At 71.8% G+C, this 16,550-nt stretch carries 14 protein-coding genes and 1 pseudogene; 7 read left to right on the top strand and 8 right to left on the bottom strand.

Annotated elements, in window-relative coordinates; translation table 11 throughout:
- Positions 1–12 precede the first annotated feature (12 nt).
- Positions 13–1,149, top strand: a complete 1,137-nt coding sequence (locus INQ48_22880; protein ID QRF56194.1) for a saccharopine dehydrogenase NADP-binding domain-containing protein — start codon at positions 13–15, stop codon at positions 1,147–1,149.
- A 5-nt stretch (positions 1,150–1,154) separates the two neighbouring features.
- Positions 1,155–2,708 carry a long-chain fatty acid--CoA ligase gene (locus tag INQ48_22875; GenBank protein ID QRF56193.1) on the top strand — a complete coding sequence of 518 codons (1,554 nt, stop codon included), beginning with the start codon at positions 1,155–1,157 and terminating at the stop codon, positions 2,706–2,708.
- A gap of 52 nt (positions 2,709–2,760) precedes the next feature.
- On the opposite strand, the gene INQ48_22870 is transcribed toward INQ48_22875, so the two are convergent.
- The 3 genes from INQ48_22870 to INQ48_22860 form a co-directional block, all read right to left on the bottom strand.
- Positions 2,761–3,591 (bottom strand): hypothetical protein, encoded by an 831-nt coding sequence (locus INQ48_22870; GenBank protein ID QRF56192.1) that lies wholly within the window; start codon positions 3,589–3,591, stop codon positions 2,761–2,763.
- Positions 3,592–3,781: 190 nt separating this feature from the next.
- On the bottom strand, positions 3,782–4,942 hold the full coding sequence (locus tag INQ48_22865) for a cytochrome c biogenesis protein DipZ (GenBank protein ID QRF56191.1): 1,161 nt from the start codon (positions 4,940–4,942) through the stop codon (positions 3,782–3,784).
- A gap of 14 nt (positions 4,943–4,956) precedes the next feature.
- Positions 4,957–5,427, bottom strand: coding sequence for a DUF2147 domain-containing protein (locus INQ48_22860; protein QRF56190.1), 471 nt, complete (start codon positions 5,425–5,427; stop codon positions 4,957–4,959).
- Positions 5,428–5,591: 164 nt separating this feature from the next.
- Between INQ48_22860 and INQ48_22855 the strand changes: the two genes are divergently transcribed.
- Entirely contained in the window at positions 5,592–6,332 is a 741-nt protein-coding gene (locus INQ48_22855) for a response regulator (protein QRF56189.1), read from the top strand.
- Positions 6,329–7,633 carry a HAMP domain-containing protein gene (locus INQ48_22850; protein QRF56188.1) on the top strand — a complete coding sequence of 435 codons (1,305 nt, stop codon included), beginning with the start codon at positions 6,329–6,331 and terminating at the stop codon, positions 7,631–7,633. Before INQ48_22855 ends, INQ48_22850 begins: the two co-directional genes overlap by 4 nt.
- Positions 7,634–7,645: 12 nt before the next feature.
- Here INQ48_22850 and INQ48_22845 read toward each other — a convergent pair whose 3' ends face one another.
- The gene (locus INQ48_22845) at positions 7,646–8,938 is read right to left on the bottom strand and encodes a cytochrome c (protein ID QRF56187.1); all 1,293 of its coding nucleotides are present in this window, start codon (positions 8,936–8,938) and stop codon (positions 7,646–7,648) included.
- Positions 8,939–8,948: 10 nt separating this feature from the next.
- Positions 8,949–9,665 (bottom strand): cytochrome c4, encoded by a 717-nt coding sequence (locus INQ48_22840; GenBank protein ID QRF60847.1) that lies wholly within the window; start codon positions 9,663–9,665, stop codon positions 8,949–8,951.
- A 232-nt stretch (positions 9,666–9,897) separates the two neighbouring features.
- Between INQ48_22840 and INQ48_22835 the strand changes: the two genes are divergently transcribed.
- Positions 9,898–10,560 (top strand): DUF1345 domain-containing protein, encoded by a 663-nt coding sequence (locus INQ48_22835; GenBank protein QRF56186.1) that lies wholly within the window; start codon positions 9,898–9,900, stop codon positions 10,558–10,560.
- 15 nt (positions 10,561–10,575) lie between these two features.
- On the opposite strand, the gene INQ48_22830 is transcribed toward INQ48_22835, so the two are convergent.
- The 3 genes from INQ48_22830 to INQ48_22820 all read right to left on the bottom strand — a co-directional run bounded on the left by INQ48_22830 (position 10,576) and on the right by INQ48_22820 (position 13,684).
- Positions 10,576–11,508, bottom strand: a complete 933-nt coding sequence (locus tag INQ48_22830; protein ID QRF56185.1) for a DMT family transporter — start codon at positions 11,506–11,508, stop codon at positions 10,576–10,578.
- Positions 11,509–11,572: 64 nt separating this feature from the next.
- Entirely contained in the window at positions 11,573–12,070 is a 498-nt protein-coding gene (locus INQ48_22825) for a methylated-DNA--[protein]-cysteine S-methyltransferase (GenBank protein ID QRF56184.1), read from the bottom strand.
- A 6-nt stretch (positions 12,071–12,076) separates the two neighbouring features.
- Complete coding sequence (locus INQ48_22820; protein QRF56183.1) at positions 12,077–13,684, bottom strand: helix-turn-helix domain-containing protein; 1,608 nt, start codon at positions 13,682–13,684, stop codon at positions 12,077–12,079.
- A 114-nt stretch (positions 13,685–13,798) separates the two neighbouring features.
- On the opposite strand from INQ48_22820, the gene INQ48_22815 reads away from it, so the two are divergent.
- The gene (locus INQ48_22815; GenBank protein ID QRF56182.1) at positions 13,799–15,181 is read left to right on the top strand and encodes a phosphomannomutase/phosphoglucomutase; all 1,383 of its coding nucleotides are present in this window, start codon (positions 13,799–13,801) and stop codon (positions 15,179–15,181) included.
- Between the two features lie 6 nt (positions 15,182–15,187).
- Positions 15,188–16,507, top strand: a pseudogene (locus tag INQ48_22810) (3-deoxy-D-manno-octulosonic acid transferase).
- Positions 16,508–16,550 lie beyond the last annotated feature (43 nt).

Below are 16,550 nucleotides of genomic sequence, written 5' to 3'. Positions count from 1 at the left end.
GAGAGACAAGAAATGAGCAGCAAGAACAAGAAGCCGGTCATCGTGTACGGCGCCTCGGGCTACACCGGGCGGCTGGTCTGCGAGTACCTGCGCGAATACAACATCCCGTTCATCGCCGCGGGCCGCAGCCAGGAGAAGCTCGATGCCGCGATGAAGTCGAACGTGCCCGGCATCGAGACCGCGCGCTACGAGGTGGTGGAGGTGGCGCATTCGGTGGCGGCGCTGACCGAGCTCTTCACCGGCGCCTCGGTGGTGCTCAACACCGTGGGGCCGTTCGCCAAATTCGGCCCCGAGGTGGTCGAGGCCTGCCTCAACGCCGGCTGCCACTACACCGACACCACGGGCGAGCAGGACTGGCTTATCACGCTCGACCAGCAATGGGGCGCCAGATTCGCCGCCGCCGGCCTGCTGCTCTCGCCGGGCCTGGCCCACATGTACACCACGGGCGAGATCGCGGCCCAGCTGTGCCTCGAGACCCCCGGCCTCGACACGCTCGACATCGCCGTGTTCTGGGGCGGCAGCCCGACCATCGCGTCGACGCAGACCATCCTCGTCAATGCAGCGACGTCGAAGGCCTACTACCTCGAGCAGAACGAGTATGTCGAGTGGCAGCCCGATGCCGGCCTCTACCACCTGTCGATCCCGGGCCAGCACGAGGCCGCGCTCGCGCTGCCCTGGGGCGGCACCTCGCACCCGGTGTGGTTCAAGCGCGATCCGCGCGTGGCCAACGTGAAGGTGCTCGGCGGCGTCTTCAACAAGCCGCTGATGATGGGCGTGCCGCAGATCGTGGCCGCCGCGCTCGAGGCCACCGAAGGCATGAACGAGCAGGACCGCTACGAGGCGCTGGCCAAGACCGCCTCGAGCGTGATGAACACCATGCCGCCACGCGAGAACCCGCGCATCAACAAGTCGGTCGACTCGGTGCATGCCTCCGGTCCGCTGGGCCGCGTGCACTGCGTGATCTTCGGCAACTGCAACTACAAGCAGACCGGCCTGCTGCAGGCCTATGCGGCGGCCTCGCTGCTGCAGCAGCCGCCGCGCCGCGCGGGCTTCGCCTCGGGCTGCCAGGCCTTCGGCCACCGCGAGCTGCTGGGCGCGCTGCGCGGCTTCGGCCTGGTGCAGGAACCCGTGCTCACGCGCATGGGCTGACCCCGATGCGTCTCGTCGACTACCTCGACAAGGGCGCCCAGCTGGGCGCCGACGCGCCCTGCCTGACCCTGGGCGAGACCGACCTCGGTTATGCCCAGGTGCAGCGCATCAGCTGGCGCGTGGCGCGCGGCCTGCGGCGCGCGGGCCTCGAGCCGGGCGACAAGGTGGCCGTGCTCTCGAGCAACGATGCGATGGCCTTCGCCACGGTGTTCGGCATCTCGCGCGCGGGCTGCGTGTGGTGCCCGATCAACCCGCGCAACGAAGCGAGCGAGAACGCCTTCGTGCTCGATGCCTTCGACTGCGCCTGCCTGGTGTTCCACGGCAACTACGCGCCCATGGTCGAGCAGATGCGTTCGCAGCTGCCCAAGCTGCGCGCGCTGGTCTGCCTCGACGCGCGGCAACCCTTCGCGCCCTCGATGGACGACTGGCTCGAGGGCCTGGACGACGCGCCGCTCGATATCGCGCCGCCCGACGACGTGGCGATGATCGCGGGCACCGGCGGCACCACGGGCCAGCCCAAGGGCGTGATGCTCACGGGGCGCAACCTCGAGGCGATGTCGGCGCTCACGCTGATGGGCTATCCCTTCGAGGGCCGGCCCGCCTACCTCGCGCTCGCGCCGCTCACGCACGCGGCCGGCGTGCTGTGCCTGCCGGTGATGGCGCTCGGCGGGCGCGTGGTCATCATGCCCAAGCCCGACCTCGGCGAGTTCCTCGCGCTGATCGAGCGCCACCGCATCACCCACGCCTTCCTGCCGCCGACGCTGATCTACATGCTGCTGCAGCATCCCGAGCTCGCGGCGACGAAGCGCGATTCGCTGCAGTGCTTCTGGTACGGCGCGGCGCCGATGTCGGCCGCGCGGCTCGAGGAGGCGCTCACGAAGATCGGCCCGGTGATGGCCCAGCTCTTCGGCCAGACCGAGGCGCCGATGATGATCTCGATGATGTCGCCGCGCGATCACTTCAATGCCGACGGCTCGGTGGCCCGGCATCGCCTCGCCTCGGCGGGGCGGCCCGGGCCGCTGGTGCAGGTGGGCGTGATGAATGCCGAGGGCGCGCTGCTGCCCACGGGCGAGAGCGGCGAGATCGTGGTGCGCGGCTCGCTCGTGATGCAGGGCTACTACAAGGACCCGAAGGCCACGCGGGAGGCCTCGCGCTTCGGCTGGCACCACACGGGCGACATCGGCCGGCTCGACGAGGACGGCTTCCTCTACATCGTCGACCGCGCCAAGGACATGATCATCTCGGGCGGCTTCAACGTCTATTCGGCCGAGGTCGAGCAGGCGCTGATGCAGCATCCCGACGTGCAGGACAGCGCGGTGATCGGCCTGCCCGACGAGAAATGGGGCGAGCGCGTGGTAGCCGTGCTGCAGCCGCATGCGGGCCGTAGCATCGACGCCGAGGCGATCAAGGCTTTTGTGAAGGCGCGCATCGGCAGCGTGAAGGCGCCCAAGCAGGTCGAGGTGTGGGCCGACCTGCCGCGCTCGAAGGTGGGCAAGGTGCTCAAGAAGGACGTGCGCACCATCCTGCTCGCGGCTTCGGCGCGCGAGCCGGGCGAATAGGGGCGGGAGATCGGCGGCGCTGCACCGCCGATCTCCCGCGATCAACCAGCGCTTAGAAGCGCGCCTTGAGCGAGGCCGTCGGCCCCTGCAGGCGGATCTTCAGCCGCGCGTCGGCCGTGCCGCTGTCGCGCGTGATGTCGATGTTGGTCACGTTGTAGGCCAGCACCAGGCCCACGTTCTTCACCGGGAACCACTCCACGCCGGCCGCGGCGTTGTAGATGTTGCCGTGCGAGCTGCCGCCGTTCTTCCACACGCCCGAGGCGTCGGCGAACAGGCGCAGGTCGGGCGTGATCGCGTGGCGCACGCCGATCTCGAGCAGCGGCGCGATCGCGTCGCGGCTCGAGCTTTCGCTGAAGGTGCCGTACTGGCCGTTGACGCCCGCGAGCGCGCTCACGCCGAGCTTGATGCGGTAGTAGGCCGCGCCGGCGCCGAGGCCCAGCACCGTGTTGCCCGAACCGATCCACCACTTGTACGAGAGTTTGGCGAAGTCGACCTGCGTGTCGACGTTGGCGTTGCCGAAGGCCGCGATGGTGCCGAAGCCGCCGAGCGAGCTCGCGCCCGAGAGGCCGCCGAAGTAGTCGCGCTTGTAGCGGAAGTAGTCGAAGGAGATGCCCTGCGTGTCGCCGAGCAGCACGTCGGCCGTGATGCGCGGCATGGTCACGCGGCCGGGCTTGATGTCGCCGGTGTGCAGCGACCCGTAGGGCGTGCCCACCGAGGCGTCGAACTTGGGATCGGCGCCATAGGCACCGACGGAAAGACTGAAGCGGTCGAGCGCCGGCGACGGGTCGGCGAGGGCGGGCGTGGCGGCTGCGAGCAGTCCGCTACCGGCCAGGGCGGCGACGAGGGTGGCGTGGCCGCGGGCGCGCGAGCGAAGCAAGGGCATGAAGAAGGTCCTTCGAAGGATGAAAGGCAAAAAAAAGGAAACCCCGGACCTTGCGCGTTGCTCGGCTTCCTGAGGTGCTGCTCCCTGTTGATGACCCACAAGTTAATAAGAGAGCGTGCACGCGCCTATGCGTCGATGGCGACGGTGCTTGTAGGAGAAGGGGCCATGCGCCTGTTGTTCCGCACCTGCGTCATTGCAGCGCCTGCTCGATCTGCCGCTCGATGTGTTCGTAGTCGCCTTCGCCCACGTGGCGGAAGACCACGCGCCCCGTGCGGTCGACGAGATAGAGGCTGGGCCAGTACGCGGTGCCCCAGGCCTTCCAGGTCCTGTAGCGGTTGTCCTGCGCCACGGGGTAGTCGATGCCGTGGCGCCGGATCGCCGACTGCAGCCCGGCCGCGTCGCGCTCGAACGCGAACTCGGGCGTGTGCACGCCGACCACCACCAAGCCGCGCTCGCGGTAGCGCCGGGCCCATTCGCGCAGGTGGGGCAGGGTGTTGACGCAGTTGACGCAGCCGTGGGTCCAGAAGTCGACCAGCACGACCTGGCCGCGCAGGCCCTCGATCGTGAGCGCGGGCGAGTTGAACCACTGGTCGATGCCGACGAAGTCCGGCGCCGTCGTGACGGACGCCGCGGAGGACGAACCGCCCGAGGACCACGCGGCGCGCGACAGCCACGCCGACAGCTGCGTGTCGACCGGCAGGGCCATGGCCAAAGCGGTCGCCATCATCAGCAGGCCGAACACGCGGCGCAGGGCGTGCATGTGCTTCGCCACGACGCGGATCCGCGCGCTCGCGGCCTGTCCGCCGTAGGCGATCGCGAGCATCGGCACGCCGGCGCCGATGGCGTACATCAGCAGCAGCCAGGCAGCGGTCCACGATTGCTCCTCGGTCGCGATCAGGGTGAGCACCGAGGCCAGCACGGGGCCGGCGCAGGGCGTCCACAGCAGGCCCAGGCTCGCGCCCAGCAGCAGCGCGCCGCGATGGCTGGCACCGGCGCGGTCGCCGAGCCTCTGCCCGGCATCGGCGAGAAAGCCCAGCGGCGCGGCCAGGCGGTCGAGCAGGCGCGGCCACGACAGCAGCAGCCCGAAGGCCAGCAGCACCACGATGCTCGCGTCGCGCAGCGCCTGCGGCGAGAGGCCGAGCACGCGCGTCGAGGCGCCGAAGGCCAGCGCGGCGGCGGCGAACGAGAGCACGAAGCCGGCCACGATCAGCAGCGGCCGCAGCGATGCCGTGCGCGCGGACGGCCCGGTGGGCGCGAGCGTGGCGCCGAGCAGCAGGGGCAGCATCGGCAGGATGCAGGGACTGCCGACGGTCGCGACGCCGGCGCCCAGGGCGAGCAGGGTTTGCAGCATGTGCCGGCCTTGCTTCAGTGGCGCGACGGGGCGCGGGTCCAGCGCTGCGTCTTGCCGAACAAGGGCAGGCCGACATAGGCATGGAGCACCAGCTCGCCGGCGGCGATCGATGCGGTGGCGACCGACATGCGGCAGCGGTAGGTCTTGCCGTTCTCGCGGTTGTAGATCGTGCCTTCCCATTCGCCGGGCGGCTCGCTGGCGGCCGTGGGCCTGAAGTCCTTGAGCAGCGTCATGCCCAGCGGCGAGCGCGTGTCGACGGCCTGCATCTCGCCGCCCTCTGGCGCCATCGAGCGATTGCCGAACACCTGCGTGACGGTGCCGCACAGCGCGTCGCCGCAGGCCGAGACCTCGACCTCGAGGTTGCCGTTGGCGGTGATCCAGCGGCCGCGCGGATCGCCGGCGGCGGGTTGGGCGAAGGCCGCCGGAGCGGCGGCGAGCAAAAGGCCGAGCGCGAGGGCGCGGCAGGCGGAAGTCATCGAGTGCATGGAGGCTCCACGGGTGATGGGAGCCGCCATTGCATCGGCCGGCGTCGCCGCGGCGATGTCGAAAAGCCGGCGGATCTGTAGCAATGCTTGTCCGCGCGCGGCCCGGACAAACTGCGATACAAAACCGCGGCCGCGCCAGGCGCCGCCGCGACTATCGTGCCGCGATGGAAAGCCCCGACCATGTGCTCGTCGTCGACGACGACCGCCAGATCCTCGCGCTGCTGCGCGACTACCTGACGCAGGGCGGGCTGCGCGTCAGCACGGCCTGCGATGCCGCGCGCATGCGCGAGGTGCTCGCCGCCCACGCGGTGGACCTGATCGTGCTGGACCTGATGCTGCCCGGCGAGGACGGCCTCTCGCTGTGCCGCGACCTGCGTGCGCGCGACGCGGCGCCGATTCCGATCCTGATGCTGACCGCGCGCGCCGACGAGGCCGACCGGATCCTCGGCCTCGAGATGGGCGCCGACGACTACCTGACCAAGCCCTTCGCGACGCGCGAGCTGCTCGCGCGAATCCGCTCGGTGCTGCGCCGCACGCGCATGCTGCCGCCCAACCTGCGGCGCGCGCAGCAGCCGCGCTTCCTGGCCTTCGGCGACTGGCGGCTCGACACGCTGGGGCGCCACCTGGTGGACGCGAGCGGCACGCTGGTCGCGCTCACGGGCGCCGAATACCGGCTGCTGCAGGTGCTGCTCGAGCGGCCGCAATGCATCCTGCACCGCGACCAGCTGCAGAGCCTGATCCAGGGCCGCGACAGCGACGCCTTCGACCGCTCGATCGACCTGCTGGTGAGCCGCCTGCGCCGCCGGCTGCGCGACCTCTCGCGCGAGCCGCGCTACATCAAGACGGTGCGCGCGGCCGGCTACGTGTTCTGCTGCGAAGTGCGTGCCGAGGCCGAGGCGCCATGAAGCGCGCGCAGACGATGTTCGGCCGGGTCGCGGTCGTGGTGTTCGCGGGCCTGGCGCTGGCGCATGCGCTGACCTTCGCGGTGCTGCTGCACGAGCGCGGCCTGCTGGCGCGCGACATGATGGCCTCGTACCTGGGCAGCGAGGTCGCGAGCGCGCTGGCGATCCTCGACCGTGTGCCGCCCCCGGAGCGCGCGGCATGGCTGCCGCGGCTGGCGCGCAGGAACTACGACTATGCGATCGCCGCGCTGCCGGCCGCCGCGCCCGCGGGCGATGCGCTGTCGCTGAGCCTCGCGCGCAGCGTGGCGGCCGCCGTGGGCGAGGCGCGCACGGGGCCGATGCTGCGTGGGCCCGGCCCCGACGCGGATGCCGCCTTGCTGCTGCCGCTGCGCCTGGCCGACGGCACGATGCTCACGCTGACGCTGCGCCCGCCCGCGCTGGGCCTCTCGGGGCGCGCCATCGCCCTGCTCGTGCTGCAGGTGCTGCTGCTGGGCGCGGCCACCTGGTGGGGCGTGCGCGTCGCGGTGCGGCCGCTCGGCGCGCTGGCGCGGGCCGCGAATGCCATCAAGCCCGGTACGCGGGCCGTCGCGCTGAAGGAGGCGGGCCCGGTGGAGGTGGTGCAGGCGGCGCGCGCCTTCAACGACATGCAGCGTCGCATCGATGCGCACCTGGCCGAGCGCCACCGGCTGCTCGCGGCCATCTCGCACGACCTGCAGACGCCGATCACGCGCATGCGGCTGCGGCTCGAGCCCTGGAAGGATGACCCGTGCGGCGCGCGGCTGGCGGGCGATCTCGATGCGATGCAGGCACTGGTCGAGGAGGGGCTGGCCTATGCGCGGGCCGCTCATGCGGGCCAGGAGCCTTTTCGCGCGGTCGACATCGACGCGCTGCTCGATGGCCTGGTCTGCGATGCGCTCGATGCCGGCGCGCAGGTGGTGCTCGAGGGCCAGGCCGGCGCGCCGCTGAAGACCCGCATGCTCGCGCTGCGCCGCACGCTCGTGAACCTGCTCGACAACGCGATCAAGTTCGGCGGCGGCGCGCGCGTGGTCGTGGCGAGAACCGACACCGAGTTGCGTATCGCCGTGCGCGACAGCGGGCCGGGCATTCCCGAGGCGGAGCTGCACAAGGTTCTTGAGCCCTTCTACCGCGTGGAGTCGTCGCGCAACCGCGCGACCGGCGGCACGGGCCTCGGGCTCGCCATCGCGAGCGAGCTGGCGGCCGCGCTCGGCGGCGGGCTGCGGCTGTCGAACCGCCCCGAGGGCGGCCTGGAAGCGCTGCTGAGCCTGCCCGCGAAGCCCGAATGACGGCGCCGCGCCTCAGCGCCGAGCGATGTCGAGCTGCGTGACCGGCGCGCTGTCGTTGCCCCACGAGCCGCGGATGTAGGTCAGCACGGCCGCGAGGTCGGTGCCGTCGAGGGTCTCGCCGAAGGGCGGCATGCCGTAGGGGCGCGGATTGCCCGCGGTGGTCGGCAGGAAGCCGCCATGGCTCACGACCTGGATCAGGTTGACGGGCCGCGCCATGTTGACGGCGCGGCTGCCCGCGAGCGGCGGGTAGGCGCCCGGCGCGCCCTGGCCCTGGTCGCCATGGCAGTAGGCGCAGCGCTGGTCGTAGATGCGGTTGCCGCGCGCCATCTCGCCGGCATCGCGGCGGTAGGTGGCGGGGCGCGCGGGCTTGGCGTCGCCCGCCTCCTGCGCGACGGCCGGCAGGTCCTTGAGGTAGGCGGCCATCGCCGAGAGATCGGCCTCGGACAGGTGCTGCGTGCTCTCGAACACCACGTCGGCCATCGGGCCCATCACCGAGCCGCGCGGCGCGCTGCCGTTCTTCAGCAGCGCCACCACCTCGGTGGCGGGCCAGCCGGACACGCCGGCCTCGCGCGGATCGGCCAGCGAGGGCGCGTACCAGTTCTGCACCGCGATCAGGCCGCCCGAGAGGCCGCGCTGCGTCTCGGTGGCGCCGAAGGCATTGCGGCTGCCGTGGCAGGCGATGCAGTGGCCCAGGCCGTCGACCAGGTAGGCGCCTCGGTTCCATTCGGCCGGCTTGCCCGCGTCGGCGACGAAGGTCTGCGGCGTGAAGAACAGCGCGCGCCAGACGCCGAGCGCGGCCTGGGTGTCGTAGGGGAAGCGCAGGCGGTGCGGCCGGTTCGGCGTGTCGGCCGCGGGCAGGCTGCGCAGGTAGGCGTAGATGGCGTCGGAGTCCTCGCGCGTGACGCGCGTGAAGCTCGGATAGGGGAAGGCGGGATAGAGCAGCCGGCCGTCCTTCGAGCGGCCGTTGTGCATCGCGCGCCAGAAGTGCGCGCTGCTCCAGCCGCCGATGCCGTGCTGCGCATCGGGCGTGAGGTTGGTCGAGTGGATGGTGCCGAAGGGTGTCTCGATCGGCAGGCCGCCCGCGTAGGCCTGGCCGCCGCGCGTGGTGTGGCAGCCCGCGCAGTTGCCGGCCAGCGCGAGGTAGCGGCCGCGCTCGATGCGCTGCGGCGTGGCTTCGAAGGCCTCGGCCTGCTCGGGGATGGCGGCCTCGCCACGCAGGTTGAGCGCGACCACGCCACCGGCCACGGCGGCCAGCAGCAGCACGAGCACCAGCAGGGTCCAGAAAAGACGTTTGAGCGCGGTCATCGTTGCCGCCTCACTGCATGCCGCCGCAGGCCATCGGCAGCGGCGCGGCCGGCGCGGACGCCGGCTTGGGGTTGGCGGGCATCGGCTGCACCGCGAGCCAGCTCGCGACGGCGTTGATGTCGGCGGTGGTCATGCGCCGTCCGATCTCGGCCATGCAGTCGGGCGCGAGCGCATGGCGCTCGTTGGTGAGCCAGGCGCCGAGCTGCGAGGAGACGTAGAGGCGCGGCAGTCCCAGCAGGCCCGGGATGGCCGGTTGCACGCCCGTGAGCGCGGCGCCGTGGCAATGCACGCAGGCCGGGATGTTGCGCGTGGCGTCGCCCTCGAGCGCGAGCTGGCGGCCGCGCGCGAGCTGGGCGGGGGCGGCGTCGCTCGTCGGCGAAACCGCGGCATAGGGCAGGTCGAGGCCGGCGAAGTAGTCCGCGATCTCCCGCAAGTAGGCGTCGGACATGTGGCGCACCATGTAGTTCATGTCGGTGTTGGAGCGCCGGCCGTCGCGGAAGCTGCGCAGCTGGTTGAACAGGTAGCCCGCGGGCTTGCCGGCCAGCCGCGGGAAGAAGGCCGCGTTGCCGGTCGAGCCCTGGCGGCCATGGCAGGCGATGCAGGCGGCCACGCGCTGCTCGATGGTGTTGGGGACGCCGGCCGGTTCGGCCGCGCGCGCGGGCTGCAGACCAACCAGGCCGAGCAGGCCGAGGGTCGCGACGGCCAGTGCAGCCAGCGTGGCGCGCAGCCCGTGGTGCGGTGGTCGAGGGAGAAGTCGCACGTGTCTCATGGCGGAAGGGCGCGGCTGCATCGGCCGCACGTCGTTGCTTCGTGGGAAAGCGTCGTCGGGCCCGGCGCGGTGCCCCGGGGACGTCGTGACCATACCAGCGCCCGCGCGCCGCGGCGTACGCTGGGACAAAAAGTCCCATCGCTCGCGTCGCCCCGCGCAGCGCCGTGGCCACGGCGCTAAGCTGCGCCCCATGTCCACGCTCCATCCCCTGTCCACCACCACCGGTCCGCAGCGCCTGCTGTATGGCGGCATCGTCGGCGTCGCCGTCGCGGCGATCCCCTGGCCGCTGGGCCTGATGGCGCGCGGGCTGGCCGGCTGGTGCGCGGCGGTGCTGGTCTACCAGGTGCTGACCTGGTGGCTGGCCGACACCTTCGACGCCAAGCGCACGCGCGAACGCGCGCAGTCGCTCGACCAGCCGAACCTGATGATCCTGGTGTCGATGCTGGTGGTGGTGGGCGCGAGCGTGGTGGCGATCGCGATGCTGCTGCAGCAGGTGAAGCAGTTGAGCGGCATCGAGCGCGCGGTCCACATCGGGCTCGGGCTGGTGGCGCTCGCGGGCTCGTGGCTGATGATGCATTCCATCTATGCCTTCCACTACGCGCACCGCTACTACAACGACGAGAAGCACCGCGGGCCCGACGCGGGCGGGCTGGACTTCCCGGGCAAGCAGGACCCCGACTACTTCGACTTCCTCTACTACGCCTACGTGATCGGCATGACCTCGCAGGTGTCGGACGTGCAGGCTACCTCGCGCGAGATGCGGCGCATCACGCTGATCCACAGCGTGCTGGCCTTCGCGTTCAACATGCTGGTGCTCGCGCTGTCGGTCAACGTGGTGGCCGGCGCGATCTGATCCCGGCCGAAGTCTTCAGGCCTTGGCGGCGCGGGGCCAGAGCTTCACGAGGCCGGTCGACAGCGCCACGCCGCAGACGATCACCACGGCGCAGGTCAGCATCCACTGCGTGATGGTCTCGCCGAGGAACACCGCGCCGTAGAAGGCCGCGAACACCGGCACCAGGAAGGTCACGGTCAGCGCGCGCGCCGGCCCGGCGCGTTCGATCAGCCGGAAGAACAGGATGTAGGCCACGCCGGTGCAGGCGATGCCGAGCGCGAGAAGTGCGAGCCAGGCGCGCGCGCCGGGCATCTGCGCGGGCCAGAGCCAGATCGCGGGCACGGCGAGGAACAGCGAGGCGCCGATCTGGCTGCCGGTGGCGGTGGCCAGCGGCGGCACGCCCGTGAGGAAGCGCCGCGTGGCGCTGGCCGAGATGCCGTAGCACAGGCAGGCCGCGAGGCAGGCCAGCATGGCCCACAGCGCCGCGAGATTGCTGGCGCCGGTGTGCAGGCCGGCACCGCCGCTGGCGAGCATGGCGACGCCGATGAAGCCGATCACCAGGCCGACCAGCCGCGAGCCGTCGGGCCGCTCGCGGAACCAGGCCCAGGCCACCAGCGCGCCGAACATCGGCGTGGCTGCGTTGAGCACGGCCGCGAGGCTGCTGTTGATGCTGAGCACCGCGAAGCTGAACAGCGCGAACGGCAGGCCCGAGTTGAAGACACCGACCGAGAAGCTGGGCTTCCAGTGGCGCGCGAGCGCGGGGCCCTGGCCGCGCAGCAGCGCGATCGGCAGCAGGAACAGCGCGGCGATGCCCACGCGCACGGCCGCGGTCGGCAGCGCGCCGAACTCGGCGGCGCCGATGCGCATGAACAGGAAGGAGGCGCCCCAGAGCGCGCCGAGCAGCACGAGGTCGACGAGCCAGCCCTTGGGCCTGGATGCGCCGGCGGCGCTGGTGGAGGTGGTGGTCATGCGGTGTTGTCGTTGTGTGTTCTTCGCGCGCGGAGCGGAGGTCGGGCGCTCCCGACCCGCGAGCCTACCGCACGCCTTCGAGTTCGAGCAGCGCGCTCTTGCGCTCGAGCCCGCCCGCATAGCCGGTCAGCGAGCCGTTGGCGCCGAGCACCCGGTGGCAGGGCACGATCACGCTGATCGGATTGCGGCCCACGGCCGCGCCCACCGCGCGCACCGCGGCCGGGTTGCCGACGTTCGCGCTCAGCGCGCCGTAGCTGGTGGTGGCGCCCGCGGGGATCGCGAGCAGCGCCTGCCACACGCTCTGCTGGAACGCGGTGCCGTGCGACAGGTCGAGCGGCAGCTCGAAGCGGTCGCGCTTGCCGGCGAAGTAGTCGCGCAGCTGCGCGGCCGTTTCGACGAACACCGGATGGTCGTCGCGCGTCTGCCATCCCGTGGTGTCGGGCCAGTGGCGCTGCTGGTCGAACCAGACACCGGCCAGGCCGGCGTCGGTGGCGGCCATGGTGATGCCGCCGAGCGGGCTGTCGAAGTGCGAGGTGTAGATGACGGTCTTCTTGAACTTCATGGCTTCTCAGGCGGTGAGGCCTGCCGTGGGAGTGGAAGGGATGGCCGCGGGCGCTGGCTCGGCGGACGGCGTGGAAGAGGTGGGTGCATGCCAGGCGCGCAGCACCGCATAGCTGCGCCACGGGCGCCAGGCCTGCGAGGCCTCGCTCGCGGCGCGCGCGGTGCTCACGCCGAGCGCCTTCTGCAGCGCGACGTCGCCGGCCGGGAAGGCATCGGGCCAGCGCAGCGCGCGCATGGCGATGTACTGCGCGGTCCAGGCGCCGATGCCCGGCAGTTCCTGCAGCGCGGCGATGGTCGAGGGCACGTCGGCGCCCGCGTGCAGCGGCAGCCGGCCCTCGGCCGCGGCGCGCGCCAGCGCATGCAGCGCGGCCTGGCGCTGGCGCACGATGCCGAGCTGGCCCAGCGCGTCTCCGCTGGCGGCCGCGATGGCGGCGGGCGTGGGAAACAGGCGGTCGAGCCCGTCGATGGGCGTGGCGATCGCTTCGCCGAAGGCCTCGACCAGCCGCGAGCCCAGGGTGCGTGCCGCGGCCACCGTGATCTGCTGGCCCAGCACCGCGCGCACCGCGAGCTCGAAGCCGTCGACCGTGCCGGGCACGCGCAGCCCGTCGCCATGCGGAAAGGCGTCGTGCAGCGCGGCGTTGATGGCCATCGGGTCGGCGTCGATGTCGAGCATGGCGCGGGCGCGGCTGATCACCACCGGCAGCACCGGCGCCAGCGAATCGCTGACCGACAGCAGCATCTGTTCGCGCGCCATGTCGAAGCGCAGCTGCAGCCAGCCGGCATGCACCTGCGCGCCGTGCTGCACGCGCAGCGTGCGCGCCAGCCGCGTGAAGGCCGGGGCCTGGGTGTTCTTGCCCGCCACCGGCACCTTGCCGTCCTCGGCCGTCACCAGCTCGACCCCGCGCAGCGCGCGCCGCGCGAAGAAGCCGAGCATCGCGTTCGGGTCGTAGGGCGGGCGAAAGCCCAGCCGCACCTCGATCGCGCGGCCGTCGCCGCCCTCGGCGCCGCCGGCGCGCCGCAAGGCGCTCGGATTGAGCCCGTAGTGCTCGACGAAGGCCGCGTTGAAGCGGCGCACGCTCGCGAAGCCGCTGGCCAGCGCCACCTGCGTCATCGGCAGGCGGGTGTCGGCGATCAGCTGCTTGGCCGCGAGCAGGCGGCGCGTCTGCAGGTACTGCAGCGGCGAGACGCCGAACTGGGCCTCGAAGATGCGGCGCAGGTGGCGGTCGCTGACGCCGAGCCGGGCCGCGATCTGCGCGGCACCCGGGCCCTCGTCGGTCCAGGCGTCGGGCTCGTCGATCAGCCGCGCCGCCTGCTGCGCGAGGATGCGCGAGGCGTCCTCGGTCGACCAGTTGGCCGTGCTCATGGGGCGCGGTGCCAGTTCGGGCCGGCAGCGCAGGCAGGGGCGGAAGCCCTCGGCCTCGGCCTGGGCCGCGTGGCGGAAGAAACGGCAGTTCTCGCGCCGCGGCAGCTTCACGCGGCAGACCGGGCGGCAGTAGATGCCGGTGGAGGTCACCGCGGTGAAGAACGAGCCGTCGAAGCGCGCGTCGTGCGTCTTCAGCGCCAGGTAGCAGGCATCGCTCTCGAGCACGTCGGGGGAGGCGTTGGCGTGTGTCATGGGCCAAATATTAAGGTTTCGAGGCGTTTCGACTGGCCGTTTTCGGACATGTGGGTACCCCTGGCGATGCCTACAATCCCCGGGGTCCACGAATCCACAGAGGAATCCTTTTTCATGCAGCTCAGCGCGTCGATCTTCAAGGCCTACGACATCCGCGGCGTGGTGCCCTCCACGCTGACTCCCGAAGTGGCTGAAGCCCTGGGGCGGGCCTTCGGCAGTGCGGCGCGGGCCGCCGGCGAAAGATCGGTGGCCGTGGGGCGAGACGGGCGCCTGTCGGGTCCCTCGCTCTCCGAAGCGCTGATCCGCGGCCTGGTGGCCACCGGTGTCGAGGTGATCGACGTGGGCGCGGTCACCACGCCGATGCTCTATTTCGCGGCCCACACGCTCGCCACCAGCGGCATCCAGGTCACGGGCAGCCACAACCCCAAGGACTACAACGGCTTCAAGATGGTGCTGGCCGGCCGCGCGATCTACGGCGACGAGATCCAGGCACTGCGCAAGACCATGGAAGCAGGCAGCGCGACGCTCGCGCCCGGCGGCAGCGTGCGCCGGGTCGACGTGACCGAGGCCTACGTGCAGCGCATCGTGGGCGACGTGCGGCTCGCGCGGCCGATGAAGATCGTGGTCGACTCGGGCAACGGCATCGCCGGCGCGACGGCTCCCGCCATCTTCCGTGCGCTGGGCTGCGAGGTGACCGAGCTGTTCAGCGAGGTCGACGGCAACTTCCCGAACCACCATCCCGACCCCAGCAAGCCCGAGAACTTGAAGGACCTGATCGCCGCGCTGCAGCAGGGCGATGCCGAGCTGGGCCTGGCCTTCGACGGCGACGGCGACCGGCTGGGCATCGTCACCAGGGACGGCCAGAACATCTTCCCCGACCGCCAGATGCAGCTGTTCGCGCAGGACGTGCTGTCGCGCGTGCCGGGCGGCACCATCGTCTACGACGTGAAGTGCTCGCAGCGCCTGGGCCCGGCGATCGAGGCCGCGGGCGGCAAGCCGCTGATCTTCAAGACCGGCCATTCGCTGATCAAGGCGAAGATGAAGGAACTCGATTCGCCGCTGGGCGGCGAGATGAGCGGCCACATCTTCTTCAAGGAGCGCTGGTTCGGCTTCGACGACGGCACCTATGCCGGCTGCCGCATGCTCGAGATCCTCAGCAGGAGCCCGAACGCGAGCGACGTGCTCAACGCGCTGCCCACGAGCTTCTCCACGCCCGAGCTCAACGTGAAGTGCGCCGAGGGCGAGCCTCACGCGGTGGTCGAACAACTGCTGAAGGCGGCGAGCTTCGAGGCCCCGGCGCAGGTGTCGACCATCGACGGCCTGCGCGTCGACTGGCCCGACGGCTTCGGCCTGATCCGTGCCTCCAACACCACGCCGGTGCTGGTGCTGCGCTTCGAGGGCCAGACCCAGGCGGCGCTCGAGCGCATCGAGGCCCGCATGCTGGCGCTGCTCAAGACGGTGAAGCCTGACGCCACGCTGGCCGAAGCGGCGCACTAGGACATCGTGCGTTCGCTGCTGCTGCGCCTGTACGGCGCCTTCACCACCCTGGCCCAGCCGCTGGTGCGCCGCAAGTTGCGGCGCCGCGCCGTGGCCGAGCCCGGCTACGCGGTGGCGGTCGAGGAGCGTTTCGGCCACTACGACGCCGCCCTCACCGGCCACGCCCAGTGCTGGGTGCATGCGGTCTCGCTCGGCGAGACGCGTGCCGCCGCCATCCTCATCGAGGAACTGCGGCGCCAGTTCCCCGAGATCCCGATCCTGCTCACGCACGGCACCGCCACCGGCCGCGAGGAGGGCGCCAAGCTGCTGCGCGAGGGCGACACGCAGGTCTGGCAGCCCTGGGACACGCCGGGCGCCGTGGCGCGCTTCCTCGACCGCTTCCAGCCGCGCATCGGCGTGCTGATGGAAACCGAGGTCTGGCCCGAGATGGCCGCGGCCTGCGCCGAGCGCCGCATCCCGCTGGTGCTGGCCAATGCGCGGCTCAACGAGAAATCGCTGGCCTCGGCCGAGCGGCTGGGCTGGCTGGCGCGGCCGGCCTATTCGGCGCTGAGCGCCGTCTGGGCCCAGACCGAAGCCGACGCGCACCGGCTGGTGTCGCTGGGCGCCAAGGTCTCGGGCATCTACGGCAACCTCAAGTTCGACGCCACGCCCGACGTGCGCCAGCTGCACGCGGCCGCCCGGCTGCGCGGCACGCTGCCCAAGCCGATCGTGGTGCTGGCCAGTTCGCGCGACGGCGAGGAACGCCTGCTGCTCGAGGTGCTGCGCCGCTTCGGCGCCACCGCGCCCGTGCCGCCCGAGCAGGGCGCGGTCCGCTCGATCTCGAAGCGGGTGCACGACGTGCAGTGGATGATCGTGCCGCGCCATCCGCAGCGTTTCGACGAGGTGGCGGCGCTGATCGAGGCCGAGGGCTTCGCGGTGGCGCGCCGCAGCACGGCGGGCCAGCCGGCCGAGGCCGAGATCTGGCTCGGCGATTCGCTCGGCGAGATGGCGCTGTACTACGGCCTGGCCGATGTCGCGCTGCTCGGCGGCAGCTTCGAGCCCCTGGGCGGCCAGAACCTGATCGAGCCCGCGGCCTGCGGCTGCCCGGTCGTGATGGGGCCGTCGACCTTCAATTTCGCGGAGGCCGCGCAGCTGTCGCTCGCGGCCGGTGCCTCGCTGCGCGTCGAGACCATGGAGCAGGCCGTGACCAGCGCGCTCAAGCTGGTCGAGAACCGCGAGCGCCGCGAGGCGATGTCGCAGGCCGCGCAGGCCTTCTCGTCCTCCAACCGCGGCGCGGCCGAGCGCACGGCGGCCGCGGTGCTCGCGATCGCGATGGCGGCCGAGCCCGAGGAAGCGGTGGAGCCGGCGCTGGCCGACGAGCCGGCGAAGC

Origin of the sequence: Variovorax paradoxus (genome assembly GCA_016806145.1) — a bacterium.
GTDB lineage: Bacteria > Pseudomonadota > Gammaproteobacteria > Burkholderiales > Burkholderiaceae_C > Variovorax.
The sequence above is the reverse complement of the archived record's forward strand: the minus strand, read 5'-3'. Positions and strand labels throughout refer to the sequence as shown.

Excerpts from the sequence above, each read along its gene's own strand:
- INQ48_22845 (QRF56187.1), bottom strand. The coding sequence starts at position 8,938 with ATGACCGCGCTCAAACGTCTTTTCTGGACCCTGCTGGTGCTCGTGCTG.
- INQ48_22815 (QRF56182.1), top strand. The coding sequence starts at position 13,799 with ATGCAGCTCAGCGCGTCGATCTTCAAGGCCTACGACATCCGCGGCGTG.
- INQ48_22870 (QRF56192.1), bottom strand. The coding sequence starts at position 3,591 with ATGCCCTTGCTTCGCTCGCGCGCCCGCGGCCACGCCACCCTCGTCGCC.
- INQ48_22875 (QRF56193.1), top strand. The coding sequence starts at position 1,155 with ATGCGTCTCGTCGACTACCTCGACAAGGGCGCCCAGCTGGGCGCCGAC.
- INQ48_22830 (QRF56185.1), bottom strand. The coding sequence starts at position 11,508 with ATGACCACCACCTCCACCAGCGCCGCCGGCGCATCCAGGCCCAAGGGC.
- INQ48_22865 (QRF56191.1), bottom strand. The coding sequence starts at position 4,942 with ATGCTGCAAACCCTGCTCGCCCTGGGCGCCGGCGTCGCGACCGTCGGC.
- INQ48_22835 (QRF56186.1), top strand. The coding sequence starts at position 9,898 with ATGTCCACGCTCCATCCCCTGTCCACCACCACCGGTCCGCAGCGCCTG.
- INQ48_22820 (QRF56183.1), bottom strand. The coding sequence starts at position 13,684 with ATGACACACGCCAACGCCTCCCCCGACGTGCTCGAGAGCGATGCCTGC.
- INQ48_22850 (QRF56188.1), top strand. The coding sequence starts at position 6,329 with ATGAAGCGCGCGCAGACGATGTTCGGCCGGGTCGCGGTCGTGGTGTTC.
- INQ48_22880 (QRF56194.1), top strand. The coding sequence starts at position 13 with ATGAGCAGCAAGAACAAGAAGCCGGTCATCGTGTACGGCGCCTCGGGC.
- INQ48_22825 (QRF56184.1), bottom strand. The coding sequence starts at position 12,070 with ATGAAGTTCAAGAAGACCGTCATCTACACCTCGCACTTCGACAGCCCG.
- INQ48_22855 (QRF56189.1), top strand. The coding sequence starts at position 5,592 with ATGGAAAGCCCCGACCATGTGCTCGTCGTCGACGACGACCGCCAGATC.
- INQ48_22860 (QRF56190.1), bottom strand. The coding sequence starts at position 5,427 with ATGCACTCGATGACTTCCGCCTGCCGCGCCCTCGCGCTCGGCCTTTTG.